Raw genomic sequence first — 16316 nt, 5'->3', positions numbered from 1 at the left:
GCAACCTTTGAATGCGAAAGCGAATCCTTTCTGCGTTATGCCAAAAATAACTAAGCCGGACTCATCCGGTTTTCATTCGGCTGATGCTAAATTAGGTCTCCAGTTCACCCTATTCACCTTTTTCTAAATTTCCCTTACCCATGCAAGCAAAACAAATGATGCTCGGCCTGCTCGGTTCCGCTATTCTCGGCGGCGGCGTGGCCGTGGGGGGATACAAGCTGCTCGAGCCGGCCCCCGTGGCACCTCAGGCCGTAGCCGCCGACCCCCAGGTGCGTTACACCTCTGAGATGCGGAGCACGCCCTATGCCGTGCCCGAGGGCCTGAACTTCGTGGCTGCCGCGGCCGCCGTAACCCCGGCCGTAGTCCACGTCATGACCGAATATGCCGCGCCGTCCGTCGACCAGCGCCAGCAGCAGATGGACCCCTTCCTGCGCCAGTTCTTTGGCGACCAGTTGGAGCAGTTTCATGGCCAGCAGCCCCAGGGTGGCGGCCAGGGCTCGGGCTCGGGCGTGATTATCGCCGCCAACGGCTACATCGTGACCAACAACCACGTTATCGACAAAGCCTCCAAGATTGAGGTGGTGCTCGATGACAAGCGCAAATTCGAAGCCGAGCTGGTGGGGGCCGACCCCAACACCGACCTGGCCGTGCTGAAAGTGAAGGCCGACAACCTGCCCTTCGTGAAATACGGCAACTCCGACGACGTGAAAGTGGGCCAGTGGGTGCTCGCCGTGGGCAACCCATTCAACCTGAACTCGACCGTGACGGCTGGCATTATCTCGGCCAAAGGCCGGAACATCGACATCCTGCGCCGCAAGGACAACATGGGCATCGAGTCGTTCATCCAGACTGATGCCGTGGTGAACCCGGGCAACTCGGGCGGTGCCCTCGTGAACCTGAACGGTGACCTGATTGGCATCAACTCGGCTATTGCCTCGCACACGGGCAGCTACGAAGGCTACTCGTTTGCCATTCCCAGCTCGCTGGCCAGCAAAGTGGTGGACGACCTGCTGAAATACAAAGTGGTGCAGCGCGCCCTGCTCGGCGTGCAAATCCAGGAAGTGGACGCCAAGCTGGCTTCGGAGAAGAAGCTGAACACCCTGAACGGCGTGTATGTGCAGGGCCTGACGGCCGGCAGCGCCGCCGCCCAGGCCGGCCTGAAGAAAGACGACATCATCACCCAAATCAACGGCGTGGCCGTGAATACGTCCTCGCAGCTCCAGGAGCAGGTGGCCCGCTTCCGCCCTGGCGACAAGATTAAAGTGAGCTACACGCGCAACGGTACGGCCAGCCTGGCCGAAGCCATATTGCGCAACGCTACCGGTACCACCGGCATCGTGCGTGAGGATGCGATTGCCGCCGCCATCAAGTATGAAGGCGCGACCATTGCCGCCGTGCCGGCCCGCGACCTGGCCAAGCTGGGCCTGGAGGGCGGCGCTAAAATCTCGGGCATCAAGGGCAGCAACTTCCGCGAGACGGGCATGGCCGATGGCTTCATCATCACCCGCATCGACAAGAACCAGGTGACCAAGCCCGCCGATGTGAAAAACTACCTCGACCAGGCCCGCGAAAACTCGGGCGCGCTGGTGGAAGGCGTGTACCCCGACGGCCGCAAGGCGTACTACCCCATCGGGCAGGAATAGCCTGCCGTGGTTGAATAATGGAAAAGCCCCTGCCGCATCGGCAGGGGCTTTTTTTGTTAGCGACCCGCTTGCAGTATTGAGGTCCCATTTTGGGATGAATTTTATTTCGCAGTAAGAAAAGCCGGGGGTACGTGAAATGTCCTCGTAAGAAAGAAGGTAGTAGATTGATGGTCAGAGAAAATAATGAGAAAAAATGCCTTTTTAGTACTTCAGAGTTAGTCCTTGTCGGCGGCTTCTAACGTAGTTGTTATCCCAAACCGGGAGCCGAAGGACTGAGCGTTTAGAAGTGCTTCTGCGGTGTGCCCAGCTTTCCCTTTATTAATGGAAAACGTAATCAACACTCTGTATATTCAGAACTTCAAGTCGATTCGAAGTGCTGTGCTGCACCCGCGACGCGTCAACCTCATCATTGGGCAGCCCAATGTGGGCAAGTCGACGGTGCTGGAGGCCATGAGCCTGCTGGGGAGCTTTCCGTTTGAGCAGAAGAAGCGCTTTATGCGCAGCTTCATTCGGTATGAGAAGCCGGCGCAGCTGTTTCACGACAGTATGATGACGGCCCCCATCCGGGTAGAAACCGACCGCGACGTGTGCCTTCTGGGCCGCATGGGCGTGGGCGACAGCAAGCGTTTTCAGTACGGAGCGTTCAGCCAAACAGCCTACCTACTGCTGCGCGCCCAGCTGGGCCTGCCCATGCTGGAAGGCCGGGGCCGCACCCGAAGCACCGACGATGCCCAACTATTAGCCCGGCTGCACAGCCACCTAGCCAGCGCCACCGCGCTGCCCGAGCCCGGCTTCATCTACACCGAGTTCGACCGCGACGGGCTGACCGACCGGCCGGGCACTGATGGGCATTACCTCACATCGCGCCCGGCGTGGCAGCCCCGGGCCGTAAAATCCTACCGCTTCAAGCGCAACGCCCACCTCGACCGCCGCTACCCCGATGCCACCCTGCGCCCGCCCCACGGCAACAACCTGGTGCAGGTGCTGGAAGCCAGTGCCGACCTGCGCCACGAATTCGCCACCCTTTTCGCCGACCACAACCTGCGCCTGCGCGTGCGCCCCGACACCAACCGCTTCGAGGTGATGAAGGAGCTCGACGGCCTGAGCTTTGCCTACCCGTACTCGAGCAGCGGCGATACCTTGCAGCGCTACGGCTTCCACCTGGCGGTCATGGAATCGAACCGCAACACCGTGATTTTGCTGGAAGAGCCCGAGGCGCATTCCTACCCGCTATATGTTTCGCAGCTGGCCGAGCGTATTGCTACCCAGCAAACCAACCAGTATTTCGTGACTACGCACAGCCCGGTTTTCTTTGATGCGGTGCTGGAAAACATGGTGCCTTACGAGAATCGGGTGACGGAGCTGGCCGTGTTCATGGTGTATTACAAGGACTTCCACACCAAAATCCGGCAGCTTTCGGACGAGGAAGTGCGGGGTATGCGCCGCGACAGTCTTGATGTGTTCAATAACCTGCACCTGCTGGCGCAGGAGCCGCGCAAGGTGTGAAAAAGCGGTCGAGGCGATGAGGAGTTGCCATTCCGACGCAGGAGGAATCTGATAAAAGCCGTTCCAATGGTTGAACCAAGATTCCTCCTGCGTCGGAATGACAGTTTCTGGGGAAATGGCCAAGCCAACTTGGGCCGGACTCGGCCAACTCCCCGGCAAACCGTAGCTTTGCCGCAGCAACATCCCACCCCCAATCCCCCCATGAAGCAGGCCCTCGAAGAAGCTACCGCACCCGACGTAACGGTACCGCACCCCCACCACGACCCCCACGGCATTCAGGACGTGCTGCGCCAACTGGGCGTGCAGGCCGATAACGCCGCCTACAGCACCGGCCGCACCTGGGGCGGTGACGCCAACGCCGACCGCCGCGTCATCAACGCGCCGGCCGATGGCCGCCGCATTGCCAGCGTAGCTTTCGCTACCGCTGATGACTACGAAACCGTGGTAAAAGCCGCGCAGGAAGCTTTCAAAACCTGGCGCTTAGTGCCCGCGCCGAAGCGCGGCGAAATCGTGCGTCAGATTGGCAATAAGCTGCGCGAATTCAAGGAGCCGCTGGGCAAGCTGGTGAGCGCCGAGATGGGCAAAATCCTCCAGGAAGGCCTGGGTGAAGTGCAGGAGATGATTGATATCTGTGATTTCGCGGTGGGTTTGAGCCGGCAGCTGCACGGCTTCACCATGCACTCGGAGCGCCCCGCGCACCGGATGTACGACCAGTACCAGCCACTCGGCATCGTGGGCATCATTTCGGCCTTCAACTTCCCGGTGGCCGTGTGGAGCTGGAACGCCATGCTGGCGGCAGTGTGCGGCGACGTGAGCATCTGGAAGCCCTCGGAGAAAACGCCCCTCACGGCCGTGGCCGTGCAGCACATCATCAAGGATGTACTGGCTGAGAATGATATTGCCGAAGGCGTGTTCAGCGTGATTATCGGCGGTGCGAAAATCGGGGCCGCGATGGCGGCTGACAAGCGCATTCCGCTGGTATCGGCCACGGGCAGCACCCGCATGGGCCGCAAGGTGGGCGAAGTGGTGGGTGCCCGTCTGGGCCGCGCCCTGCTGGAATTGGGCGGCAACAACGCCATCATCGTGACCAAAAACGCCGACCTCAAAATTGCCATCCCGGCTATCGTGTTCGGGGCGGTGGGCACGGCCGGGCAGCGCTGTACCAGCACGCGCCGCGTGATTATCGAGGACAGCGTATTTGAGGAAGTAAAAAGCCGTCTGCTGGCCATTTATCCCAAACTGCCCATCGGCCACCCGCTGCAAACGGGCACGCTGGTGGGGCCGCTGATTGATGCTGATGCGGTGAAAATGTTTGAGCAGGCGTTGGTAGCGGTGCAGGCCGAAGGCGGCACGCTGCTGAGCGGCGGCGAGGTGCTAGCCCGCCCCGAGCTGAACGGCGGCCACTATGTGACTCCGGCCCTGGTGGAAGTAGAAAACCACTACCACACGGTGCAGGAAGAAACTTTCGCGCCCATCCTCTACCTCATCAAGTACAGCGGCGACGTGGAAACGGCCATTGAGCTGCAAAACGACGTGCGTCAGGGCCTGTCGAGCAGCATCTTCACGCTGAACATGCGCGAGGCCGAAGCTTTCCTCTCGGCCAGCGGCTCAGATTGCGGCATTGCCAACGTGAACATTGGGACGAGCGGAGCCGAAATCGGCGGCGCATTCGGCGGCGAGAAGGAAACCGGCGGCGGCCGCGAATCCGGCTCCGATGCCTGGAAGGTGTACATGCGCCGTCAGACGAATACAATTAACTATTCGACGGAATTGCCGCTGGCGCAGGGCATCAAGTTCGACGTGTAATTCCTCGGTTTAAATAAAGCAAAAAAGCCTCATCCACTACTGGATGAGGCTTTTTTGCTTAGAAACGGGTTGCCGCAATTATACCTGCGCCATGCCGCCGTCGACGAATAGCTCGACGCCGGTCACGAAGCTGCTGTCATCGGAGGCCAGGAACACCACGGCTTTGGCAATCTCATCGGCGTCGCCGATGCGGCCCAGCGGCACGGTGGTCACCATTTGCGCTTTAAACGCGGCCACCTGTTCGGGAGAATCAAGCACGCTGTTGAGGCCGGGCGTTTCGATGGGCCCGGGGCTGACGGCATTCACCCGAATGCGGCGGGCCTTGAGGTCAGAAGTCAGGGTGCGGGCCAGCGAGCGGATGGCGGCCTTGGTGGCGCTGTATACGCTGTTGCTTTCGAAGCCCTTTGAGCCCACGATGGAGGCCATTAGCACAATGGCCGAGCCGTCGGTGAGCAGCGGCAGCGCCTTCTGCACCGTGAAAAATAGGCCTTTCACGTTGATGTCGAACTGCCGGTCGTACTGCGCCTCGGTCACGGCCTCGACGGGCGCGAACTCTGCGATGCCGGCATTGGCAAACACCACATCGAGCCGGCCTTTTTGCTCTTTGATGACAGTGAATAATCGGTCGAGGTCGGCCAGGTTACTAACGTCGCTTTGTACGCCAAAGGCCGAATCACCAAGCTGTTGTACGGCCGCGTCGAGCTCGGCTTGCCGCCGCCCGGTGATGAATACATAGGCGCCTTCGGCAATGAAGCGCTGGGCCGTGGCCAGCCCGATACCGGAGTTTCCGCCCGTAACGAGGGCAATTTTACCAGCTAATTTCTGAGAAGTTGACATGAGAAAATGAGTTATTTTGTGTTGGTTTATTTTAGTAACTATCGACAGTTACTTTTTCTTACCAACGCCAATCATTTCCCCCTACAAACTGGTTACTTCTGTGTAACTATCCCTGATTCTGAACGCTATTAAATTTTGCCATGCGGGACGCCAATTTTTGTTCGTCAGCCTGTTCCATGACCCGCACCATGGGCGTGCTGGGCGGGAAATGGAAACTCATCATCATTTCCTACCTGACGCAGCCTCGCCGTTTTGGGCAGCTAGCGCAGCGCCTGTCGCTTATTTCGCGCAAGGTGCTGACCGAGCAGCTCCGGGAGCTGGAGGAAGATGGCATCGTGCACCGTGAGGCTTTCGCCGAAGCACCGCCCCGCGTCGAATACTCCCTCACGGAATACGGGCGGGCGCTACTGCCCATCCTAGAGCAGCTGAGTGCCTGGCACAGCGCCGCGCCCGCTGCAGTCGCTGGCCAGTAGCGAATCGGTTTTTTGGAGCTGTTTGAGCCAGCGAAGAGACATCCAACTGGCGCGGACAAGAAGATTCCAATGCCATAAACAGCACTGAACTGCCGCTGGTGGAGGGGATTAATTTCGACGTGTAGTGCAGCTTTAGCTTGCGTTGGAGTAATAAAAGAGGCCCCGCCGATGCATTCGGCGGGGCCTCTTTGTGTATGGAGAAAAAGACGGCTAGCGGTTGTAGCGAACATCACCGTGGCCTTTATAAACGAGGCCGGTGGCATTGTACACCACATAATAGAGCCGGTACAGCTCGTTGGGACTGAGACCTGCGCCGATGTAATCTATCGAAAACTGAATGCCGTTGACGAAATCAGTAGGCCCCAGCTGACGCATGATTTTATACTGACGGTTCACCAACAGGGCGCGTACGGAGTAGGATGCGGCATTGCCGCCAGCGGGGCGCGTGGCGTTCAGAGACCAGTTGGCCTGCCCGGCCGAAGGGTTTGGGTAAGCGGGGGAGACGCTTACTAAGCCCGACTGCTGGGGGCCATTCAGGTCGAAGTTGAGGTCGGTGAAAAGGGCGCGCTCCTGCTTGTTCCACTCGCCATCGGAGGTCCAGTCGGTGGGGTCGCTGGGGCCGGCTGGGAGGTTTGAGCCGGTGCGATAGGTGATGCCTTCGCCCTCACCGAAATCAGCAATCGGGTTGGAGTCGGACTTGCTGCACCCCAACAGGGTGGTGAGGAATAAAATGGGTAGGAAACGCTGACGCATGGAAAGGGATTGGTGGTGCGAAAGCGTCAAAGGTAAAAGCCGAAATTCGCCCCGGCTTTACAGCAGCTTGCGCAGCGCCCAGAGGCTCCAGACGATGACCATCAGGCCCACGCCCACGAACATCCAGCGGGTGGGCAGGCGGCCGGCCAGCTTGGCGGCGATGGGCGCGGCGGCCACGCCCCCCACGATGAGCCCCAGCACAATTTGCCAGTGCGAAATGCCCAGGATGGTGAAAAACGTGAACGCGCTGGCAAACGTGACGAAGAATTCGACCAGACTGACCGTGCCGATGACGTAGCGCGGCGTGCGGCCGTTGGTAATGAGCGTGCTGGTGACCAGCGGCCCCCAGCCGCCACCGCCGAAGGAATCGAGGAAGCCCCCGGCCCCGGCCAGCCAGCCAGCGTTTTTCACCTTTTTGCGCTTTTTTGCCACTTTCTGGAAGGCTTTGGCGATGATGCGCACGCCCAGAATGAGTAGGTACACGGCCAAAATTGGCTTTATGTAGCCGGCGTAGGTTTCGCCGAAATGCGCCAGCAGCAGCGCCCCGCTCACCGAGCCCACGATGCCCGGCAGCAGCAACACCCGAAATAGGCGCTTATTCACGTTGCCAAACCGGTAGTGGTTGTAGCCCGACGCGCCGCTGGCAAACACCTCGGCCGTGTGGATGCTGGCGCTCACGGAAACCGGGCTCAGCCCCAGCGACATCAGGCTGATGGCCGACACCACGCCGTAGCCCATGCCCAGCATGCCGTCCACCATCTGGGCCAGGAAACCCACGGCCACAAACGTGTAGAACGTGCCCGACGAGCGCGCCACGTCCCAGGCCTGCTGCCAGGTGAAGTAGTAAGAGAGAATATTGAGGACGATAAACGCCGCAAACGTCATGAGCGAGGCCGTGGCCACGCGCCGCCAGTAGGCGGTGGCGGGCGTTTCGTAGGCCGGGCCGTGAGCCAGCTCGGCGGTCACGGCGTTCAGCGACTTTACTTTTTTGGCGAAGTCGCCTTGCAGGCGGCTGCGGATGATGGTCATCTGGCCCAGCACCGAGGCCAGCTCGGCGGGCAGCACTTCGGCCAGCACCTCGCGCAGGCGCTTGCCCACCGTGGGCGACTTGCCGTTGGTGGAAATGGCGATTTTCAAATCACCCTTTTGCAGCACCGAGGAGAGGTAGAAGTCGCAGAGCTCCGGCGTGTCGGCCACGTTGGTGAGGAGCTGGCGGGCCGCCGCCGCCGCGCAGATGTAGCGGTGTAGCGCCACGTCATCGGTGGCCAGGAACAGGAGGTCTTTGTCGTCGAGGTCGCGGTCCTGGTAGGGGCGCTGGAGCAGCTGCACTTTGGGGTGGCGAGCGGCCAGCTCGCGCAGCTCGGGCAGGATGTGCGGCGCGACCACCGTTACGGCCGTGGCGGGGCTGTTGCGCAGAATTGCGCCTAGTTTTTCCAGGCCCACGTTGCCGCCGCCCACCAGCAGCACGCGCATGTTTTCCAGCTTCAGGAAGATGGGAAACAGGTTGTTGGCTGGTGAGGCAGTATCCGGCGGCGGGGGTGCCACCGCCGGGCCTGCGGGATTAGGGAAATTGGAATCCATAGCTCAGAAAGATAATAGAATTAGGCGTGAAAGTCCAACCCGTGCTGAGTGGCTTTCACAACACCGGTCCGCACCACAAAGTCGCCGAAGCCCTCGTTGAGTCGGCGCTCGGCGGCGTAGGCGGCCAGCAGGGGCGAGAGCTCGCGCAGGATGCCATCCTCGTCCAGCATTTCGCGGTAGAGCTTGTTGAGGCGCTCGCCGGCGTGGTTGGCGCCGAGGTAGAGGTTGTAGCGGCCGGGGGCTTTGCCTACCAAGGCGATTTCGCCCAGGTAGGGACGGGCGCAACCGTTAGGGCAGCCCGTCATCCGGATGAGAATTCCGGCTTCGGCCAAGCCGTGGGCGCGAATGACGGCATCGAGCTTATCCAGTAATTGGGGCAAATACCGCTCGGCTTCGGCGAAGGCCTGGGAGCAGGTGGGCAGCGCCACACAGGCCAGCGCGTTGCGGCGCAGGGCGGTGAGCTGCTCGGCTTTGGGGGCCGCGCCGTGGCTTTCGAGGATGGCTTGCACGCGGGTGCGGTGGGCGGGCTCAATGTTGGCCAGAATCAGGTTCTGGTTGCCGGTGAGGCGGAATTCGCCGGTATGGAAGGCACTGATTTCGCGCAGGGCAGTTTTGAGGCGGTAGCCGGGCCGGTCCAGCACCCGCCCACCTTCCACAAACAAAACCAGGTGCGCCAGGCCATTGGAGGCAATCGTCCAGCCGAAGGCGTCGCTGGAGCTGTGGAACTGGTAGGAGCGGGTTTCGGCCAACTCGTAGCCCAGGCGCTGGTGCAGCTCGGCCACGAAAGCGGGCAGCCCGGCGCGGTCGATGGTGTATTTAAGGCGCGAGAGCTTGCGGTTTTCGCGGTTGCCCCAGTCGCGCTGGATGGTCACGATTTTCTCGCACACATCCACCACGTTTTCGGTGGGCACGAAGCCGATGAGGTCGGCGAGGCGGGGGTAGGTTTCGGGCAGGCCGAAGGTCATGCCCAGGCCGCCGCCCACGGCCACGTTGAAGCCCAGCAGCCGGCCGTTTTCCTCAATGGCGATGAGGCCGATGTCGTTCGAGAAGATGTCCGAGTCGTTGTAGGGCGGCAGCGCCAGGGCAATTTTGAACTTGCGCGGCAGGTAAGTTTTGCCGTAGATAGGCTCCGCGTCGTCGGTGGCTTCGGTGGTGTTTTGCAACTCGCCATCGAGCCAGATTTCGTGGTAAGCGGTAGTGCGCGGCGTGAGGTGGGCGCTGATTTCAGCCGCCACGGCCTGCACCTCGGCGTGTACCTGCGACTCGTGCGGGTTCACGTTGCACATCACGTTGCGGTTCACGTCGCCGCAGCCCGCGATGCTGTCCAGCAGGGCATCGTTGAAGCCCTGGATGGTGGGGCGCAGGTCGCGCTTCAGCACGCCGTGCAGCTGGAAGGTCTGGCGGGTGGTGAGCTTGAGCGTGCCGTTGCCGTAGGCGTCGGCCAGGGCATCCATGCGCTGCCACTGGGCGGCGGTGGCCACGCCGCCCGGCACCCGCACCCGAATCATGAAGGAAAACAGCGGCTCCAGCTTCTGGCGCTTACGCTCGGAGTCGAGGTCGCGGTCGGTCTGCTGGTACGAGCCGTGGAACTTAATGAGGTGGGTGTCGTCGTGGTTCAGCGCGCCGGTGAGGCGGTTGCGCAGGCTCTCGACGATGGTGCCGCGCAAGTAGCGGCTGGCAGTTTTGACGTGCTCGACTTCGGAGAGTTTCTGCGGAGCGGTGGTTTCGGACATGGGATTTTGGGGGATGTAGCGTGGACTCTGCGAGTCCGCGAACGAGCGAAGCGAGTATCATCGGCCGCTCTTGTTATTGTTTGAAATCAGCCAGCGCAGGCATTGGTACTCGCTGCGCTCGTTCTCGGACTCGCAGAGTCCACGCTACAGTTAATGGAGCACCGTAGCATCAAAAACGACGCTCACGTAGTACAGCGCCCCGATGGTGGGGCCGGCGGCGTATTGGAAATAGCGTTTGTTGAAAATGTCGGTGCCGCCGAGCTTCACGGTGGATTTCAGCGTGGGCACGCGCAGATTCACCTGGGCATCGAGGGTGGCGTAGGCGGGCACCTGGCCGTTGGCAAGCGGGCTCTCCCAGTAGAAGGAGTCCTGCCAGCGCCAGTTCACGTTGAAACCGAAGTTTTTCACGATTTCGCGGTTGCCGACCGACACGTTAGTGGCCCATTTCGGAGTGTTGAAGCCGGTCACAAACACATCGGCCTGGCTGTTTTTCGACAGGGCGTTGTAGTTCACGTTGCCGGCCACGGTGAACTTCTGGTAGAAGTTGTAGGTGAGGCCCAGCGTGGAGCCGTAGCTGTGGTAGTCCTGGCGCGAGTTGGTGTACACGCGGTAGCGGTCCTGGCGGGCGTCGCGGTTGGCGCGCAGGGCGGCCAGGGCGGCGGCATCGGAGCCCACGGCCACTTGCGCGCCGTTGGCATCTTTGGGCACGCTCACTTCCACCTGGCCCAGGAAACCGGAGTAGATGTTGTAGTAGGCGTCAGCGTCGATGGCCAGGCGGTTGTCGAGGAGCACGCTGCGGTAGCCCACTTCGTAGGCGTTGATTTGCTCGGGCTGCTCGGTGGGCAGGTTGGCTACTTGCAGCAGGGCGCGGTTTTGGAGCAGCAGGCCGGCCTGGGCGGCGGTGCTGCCGGCGTTGGCGGCCACGTAGGCGTTCACGGCCGCGTTGAACTGGTCGATGCTGGTGCGGGTATAGGAATTCTGCAGGTAGTTCAGGCCCTCGTTCACGCGGGCCAGGCCGCCCACGCGGCGCACGTTGCCGTTGTTCACGAACGACAGCGCCTCAAACAACGAGGGGAAGCGCCAGCCGTTCTGATACGAGGCGCGGAAGTTATGCTTCTCGGCCAAGGTGTACACGGCGGCCAGACGCGGGTTGATTTTGGCGGTGAACTCGGGGTTGTAGTCCACGCGCAGCGAGCCGGTCAGCTTCAGCTTGTCATCGAGCAGCAGCTTGGTGGCCTGGCCAAAGGCACCGTATTTCTTGTAGTACACGAAGTCGCCGCCGGCCCGGTTGCGGTCGGCCAGCGGGAGGCTGAAATCGACGAAATTGTTGCCGTCGGGGATAATCTGGTACACGCGGGCATCGGCTCCCACTAGCAAATCCACGAATTTCACGCGCTGGCCCAGGTTCCAGACGCCCTCGGTGTGGTAGGTGCGGCTGTGCTGCGAGAGGGCCGCACCGCCGGGCGTGGGCGCGCCGGCCACGTTCACGCCGCTGTCCCAGTTGTTGGTGGCCATGATTTGGGCTTTCAGGGCGTCGAAAGCGGGCGTGCCGGGCTCGGCGCGGCCAGCATCGGCGGCGGCGCGGGCGGCGGCCATGGCGGACGCGAGGGCGGTTCCGCCGGCCAGCTGGCTTTGCAGCGCGGTCTTGAATTTATTGCCCCACACGGTATTCGAACCATTTTGCAGGTCCAGGTTCAGGGCCAGGGGGTTGAGGTTGTAGGAGTTGCCGGTGTTTTCGAGCAGGGCATAGGCGCGCACTACGAAGTCCGCGCCCTTCAGCTCCAGCTTGTGGTTTTGCACGGTCACGCCATCGAGCTGAATCTTGTTGCCGCGCTGGAATACCCCGTCCATCAGCCCGAAGCGGTAGCCGTAGCTCAGCTCCAATTTATCCGTCAGCTTGTAGTGCAGGCTGGCGTCCGCCTTGATGTTGCGCACGATGGGGTTCACGAGGTCCTTTTCGTAATAGCCCGTGCGCGTCACCGTAAACGCCTGGTTTTTGCCTTGGTAGGGGATGGTCACGGTGAGCGAAGAGTTGGTGTCGTCGCCGTAGCGGTTCCACAAGTCGGCGGCTGGGTTGGCAGTGCCCGACAGTTCAGTGAAGCCGGGGTTGGAGGTGCTCAGGCCCTGCGGGTTCTGGTCGGTCTGGTTGTTGGCCAGCCAGTCGGTGCCGCGCAGATAGTCTACGTTCACCTTGTAGGCCCAGCGGCTGCCCAGCGCCTGGGCGTAGCGGATGGCCGTTTCGGTGAGGGCGCTGGGGTTGCGGTCGGCCGCGCTGCCCACGTGGTTCACACCCACTTTCTGGTACACGCTCAGGCCCTGGTAGGTGAAGGGGCTTTTGGTAGTGAGGTTGGCCATGCCGTTGATGGCGTTCATGCCGTAGAGGGCCGAGGCCGCGCCGGGCGTCACCTCCACGCTGGCAATGTCTAGTTCCGTTGGGCCAATGGCGTTGCCGAGCGGCACACCCAGCGTAGCGGCCTGCATATCCACGCCATCCACCAGCTGCATGAAACGGAAGTTGTTCGGGATGTTGAAGCCCCGCGTATTAGGTACTTTGAAGGTGAGGCTGCTGGTGAGCATCTGCACGCCCTTCACGTTTTCCAGCGCGTCGTAAAAACTGGGCGCGGGCGTCTCCTTGATGGCGCGGATATCGAGCTTTTCAATGGCCACCGGCGATTTCAGCCGGCTTTCCTCCACCCGCGAGGCCGAAACCACGACCTCATTAGTAAGCACGCCCTTGGCTTCGAGCGTCACGTTCAGCGGCTGGCTACTGCTCAGAATTTCCAGCTCCACGGCCTCGTGGCCCAGGGCATTGAAGACGAGTGTGAACGGATAAGTGAGCTTGGCTTTGAGGACGAAATTACCGGTGGCATCGCTCTGGGTGCCGGTGCTGGCCCCTTTCACGCTGATACTCACGCCGGGCAGCGCCCCGTTGGTGCCCTTCTCATGCACCACGCCACTGATGGCAATGAGCTGCGTTTGAGCAAAAGCTGCGCTGATGCTAGCCAGAAACAGGATGAGGAAAAGGAGAAACGAGGGGTAATAGGATTTCATAAACGGGGAAAGTTGAAGTCGGGAATGAGAAGCGGGGAAGCAGGCGCATTCGACAACAACAGGGAGAATTGGGGGCGGAAGAGGTTTTCATAGGTGGTTTAAAGGCTATTCAGAACGTCATGCAGAGCGCAGCGAGGCATCTCGCGTGCAGCAGCAATTCAATAGTGAAAACGTCTTGGTTAGTCGTGGCACGCGAGATGCTTCGCTACGCTCTGCATGACGTTTTTAGGTATTTTCAGAAGACTAATACACGTCCTCCAAATAGCGGCGCTGCTTGCGCAGGTTCTTCACGTAAGCCGTCGCGTCTTCAGCCGACAGCCCCGCTTCCTTCTGCACTACCTGCGCCAGCGCCGTTTGTACTGCGCCACCCAGTCGGGTTTTATCGCCGCAGACGTAGAATTGCGCGCCGTTTTCGAGCCAGCCAAATACTTCGCGGCTATTCTCCAGCAACCGGTCCTGCACGTAGACTTTCTCGGCTTGGTCGCGCGAAAAGGCTACGTCGAGCCGGGCCAGCCCGCCGCGCTTAAGGTGCTGTTGCCACTCGGCCTGGTACAGGAAATCGGTGGTGAAATGCGGGTTGCCAAACAGCAGCCAGCTGCGGCCAGTGGCCCCCAGCTCCACTCGCTCCTCCACGAAGGCGCGGAACGGCGCGATGCCCGTGCCGGCCCCAATCATGATGATGTCGGTGCCGGAATTTTGCGGCAGCTTGAAATACTCGTTGTGCTCCACGAACACACGGGCCTCGTCACCCACCGCCACGCGGTCGGCCAGGAAGGAGGAGCATACGCCGTGCTTGCGGCGGCCGTGGGCCTCGTAGCGCACCGTGCCCACGGTGAGATGCACCTCGTCGGGGTGAGCCAGCAGGCTGCTGGCGATGGAGTAGGCGCGGCTGGGCAACGGGCGTAGCGTGTCGGCTAAATTTTGGGCGGTGAGCTGGTCGGTTGGGAAATCGGTGAGCAAATCAGCCACGTCGCGGCCGTAGAGGTAGGGCTGGAGGCGGTTGGTGTCGGCTAGCAGGCCGTGCAGCTCGGCATGGGGAGCCAGGGCGGCGTAGCGTTCCAGCACGTCGCGGGTGAGCACGGTGAGTTCGCGGCGGCTGGCCAGGGCGGCGGCCAGCGGCAGGTTTTCGGCGCCCAATTGCACCGTGGCCGAGTCGGAAAGACGAGCGGCACGGAGCACTTCTTCCACCAGCGGGTCGTGGTTGCGGGGGCGCACGGCCAGCGCATCGCCGGGCGCAAAGCGCAGGCCCGAGCCGGCTAAATTCAGCTCGATGTGATACGTTTCCTTGTCCGAGCCGCGCCCGTTCAGCTGAATACTTTCCAGCACCCGCGCCGGCCAGGGGTTTTCGCGGGTGAATTGGTGAATGATTGAATGGTCGAATGGAGCAGTGGAAACAGCTGAAGCAACCGAAGCCGCTGCAATGCCTCCAGATTCAGCGGCCGTTACTGTGACTCCCGCAATTTTCTCCAAGGCCGCCTCAATCCACTGGCTGGCAGCTGCCTGATAGTCCACGTCCGCATCCACGCGGTCCAGCAGGCGGGTACCGCCTAGGTCAGCTAAACATTGGTCGAAATCCTTACCCGTCTGGCAGAAATGCAGGTAGCTCGTATCGCCCAGCGCCAGCACGGCGAAGCGTAATTTGGGCAGCTTCGGAGCGCGGCTGCCGCTGATAAACTGGTGCAATTCCTCGGCCGAAATCGGTGGCTCGCCCTCGCCGTGCGTGCTCACGATGACGAGCAGATTTTGCTCCTGCGCTAGCTGCCGGGTGGGGTAGTCATTCATGTCGCGCACCTCGGCAGCGAGGCCGCGCTGCTTAGCCGCCTCGGCCGCTTGCTGAGCCACTTTCTTGCCATTGCCAGTGTGCGAACCATAGAGGATAGCCAACTTTTCCACCGGGGCTGCCACCCCGGCGGGGGCGGGCACGACAGCTGCAACTGCCGCGCCGCCGCTGGTGGCCTGACCATAGAAATAACCACTCAGCCACGCCAGCTGCTGCGCCGATAATCCGGCGCTAAGCTGCTGAAGGCGTGCCTCGTCGAGGTGAGGCGGAAGGATGGGGAGCGTGGGCATAATCAATTCGAAATTCAAAAGGAGGGAGGCCGCTTGGCTAGATTTCTAAGCCACTTTCGCATAAGCCCGATGCGCTGGCTGCCGCTCGGTTGCTACCCCGGAAACTGCTGTTACCGGCTGCTTCATCAGTCGCACCACGTCGCCCAGTACAATCACGGCCGGTGCGCCCAGGCCCGCACTGCCGGCGCGTTCCGCTATATCAGCCACGGTGCCGGCCACCACACGGGCGTTGGGCAGCGTGCCATTCTGGATGATGGCAGCCGGCACCTCAGCCCCGCCATAGCGGGCGAAAAGCGCCGCGATTTCCGCCAGCCGGCTCATGCCCATCAGGATAATCGTGGTAACGCTGGGCGTCTGGGCCGCTTCCAGCAAGGCGGTTGAAAGCTGCTCGTCGGCCGTGGTGGCCGTCAGCACCCGAAAGCCTTCGCTCAGGCCCCGGTGTGTGGCCGGAATGCCCACGCTGCCCGCCGCCGCCACCGCACTGCTGATGCCCGGCACGTAGTCTGTAGCCAGCCCGTGGGCTTCGGCGTAGAGCATTTCCTCGCGCCCCCGGCCAAACACGAATGGGTCGCCGCCTTTCAGCCGCACCACGTGGCCGTGGCGGTAGGCCTGCTGCACAATCAGGTCATTGATGCCTTCCTGCGTGTAAGCCTTGAAACCACTGCGCTTGCCCACAAAAATCAGCGGAACGCCGGTCCGCACGTGCGCCAGCAACGCGTCATTTGCCAGCGCATCGTAGAGCACCACATCAGCTGCCGCCAGCGCTTTGGTACCTTTCAGGGTTAGCAAATCCGGGTCGCCGGGTCCGGCCCCGACAACCGTCAGGCGGGGTAAAAAGAGAGGGGAATTAGCCATATTACTGG

11 protein-coding genes are annotated in these 16316 nt (G+C 61.5%); 4 read left to right on the top strand and 7 right to left on the bottom strand.

Translation table 11 applies throughout. The features are described from left to right. The first annotated feature begins 140 nt into the window (after positions 1-140). From ACYU70_RS13765 to amaB, 3 genes are all read left to right on the top strand, one after another. The gene (locus ACYU70_RS13765) at positions 141-1643 is read left to right on the top strand and encodes a S1C family serine protease (RefSeq protein WP_342300020.1); all 1503 of its coding nucleotides are present in this window, start codon (positions 141-143) and stop codon (positions 1641-1643) included. 321 nt (positions 1644-1964) lie between these two features. Beyond that, a complete protein-coding gene (locus ACYU70_RS13760; protein WP_342300022.1) occupies positions 1965-3149 on the top strand; it encodes an AAA family ATPase in 1185 nt (394 codons plus the stop codon). 201 nt (positions 3150-3350) lie between these two features. Next, positions 3351-4955 (top strand): L-piperidine-6-carboxylate dehydrogenase, encoded by a 1605-nt coding sequence (gene amaB, locus ACYU70_RS13755; protein ID WP_342300023.1) that lies wholly within the window; start codon positions 3351-3353, stop codon positions 4953-4955. Positions 4956-5033: 78 nt separating this feature from the next. Here the strand turns inward: amaB and ACYU70_RS13750 are convergent, their stop codons facing one another. Continuing rightward, positions 5034-5792, bottom strand: a complete 759-nt coding sequence (locus ACYU70_RS13750) for a glucose 1-dehydrogenase (protein ID WP_342300024.1) — start codon at positions 5790-5792, stop codon at positions 5034-5036. 176 nt (positions 5793-5968) lie between these two features. Here ACYU70_RS13750 and ACYU70_RS13745 point away from each other — a divergent pair, with 176 nt between their 5' ends. Continuing rightward, positions 5969-6265, top strand: a complete 297-nt coding sequence (locus ACYU70_RS13745; protein WP_342300025.1) for a winged helix-turn-helix transcriptional regulator — start codon at positions 5969-5971, stop codon at positions 6263-6265. Positions 6266-6475: 210 nt separating this feature from the next. Here ACYU70_RS13745 and ACYU70_RS13740 read toward each other — a convergent pair whose 3' ends face one another. The 6 genes from ACYU70_RS13740 to cobA form a co-directional block, all read right to left on the bottom strand. After that, positions 6476-7018, bottom strand: coding sequence for a hypothetical protein (locus ACYU70_RS13740; RefSeq protein ID WP_342300026.1), 543 nt, complete (start codon positions 7016-7018; stop codon positions 6476-6478). A gap of 57 nt (positions 7019-7075) precedes the next feature. Continuing rightward, positions 7076-8599: a TSUP family transporter gene (locus tag ACYU70_RS13735; protein ID WP_342300028.1), complete on the bottom strand. Its 1524-nt coding sequence runs from the start codon at positions 8597-8599 to the stop codon at positions 7076-7078. Positions 8600-8619: 20 nt separating this feature from the next. After that, complete coding sequence (locus ACYU70_RS13730) at positions 8620-10332, bottom strand: NADPH-dependent assimilatory sulfite reductase hemoprotein subunit (RefSeq protein WP_342300030.1); 1713 nt, start codon at positions 10330-10332, stop codon at positions 8620-8622. Positions 10333-10482: 150 nt separating this feature from the next. Further along, the gene (locus ACYU70_RS13725) at positions 10483-13383 is read right to left on the bottom strand and encodes a TonB-dependent receptor (protein WP_342300031.1); all 2901 of its coding nucleotides are present in this window, start codon (positions 13381-13383) and stop codon (positions 10483-10485) included. 243 nt (positions 13384-13626) lie between these two features. Continuing rightward, positions 13627-15453 carry an assimilatory sulfite reductase (NADPH) flavoprotein subunit gene (locus ACYU70_RS13720; RefSeq protein WP_342300033.1) on the bottom strand — a complete coding sequence of 609 codons (1827 nt, stop codon included), beginning with the start codon at positions 15451-15453 and terminating at the stop codon, positions 13627-13629. Between the two features lie 45 nt (positions 15454-15498). Continuing rightward, on the bottom strand, positions 15499-16308 hold the full coding sequence (gene cobA / locus ACYU70_RS13715) for a uroporphyrinogen-III C-methyltransferase (RefSeq protein ID WP_342300034.1): 810 nt from the start codon (positions 16306-16308) through the stop codon (positions 15499-15501). Between the last annotated feature and the right edge of the window lie 8 nt (positions 16309-16316).

This window comes from Hymenobacter segetis (assembly GCF_054776495.1).
The sequence above is the reverse complement of the archived record's forward strand: the minus strand, read 5'-3'. Positions and strand labels throughout refer to the sequence as shown.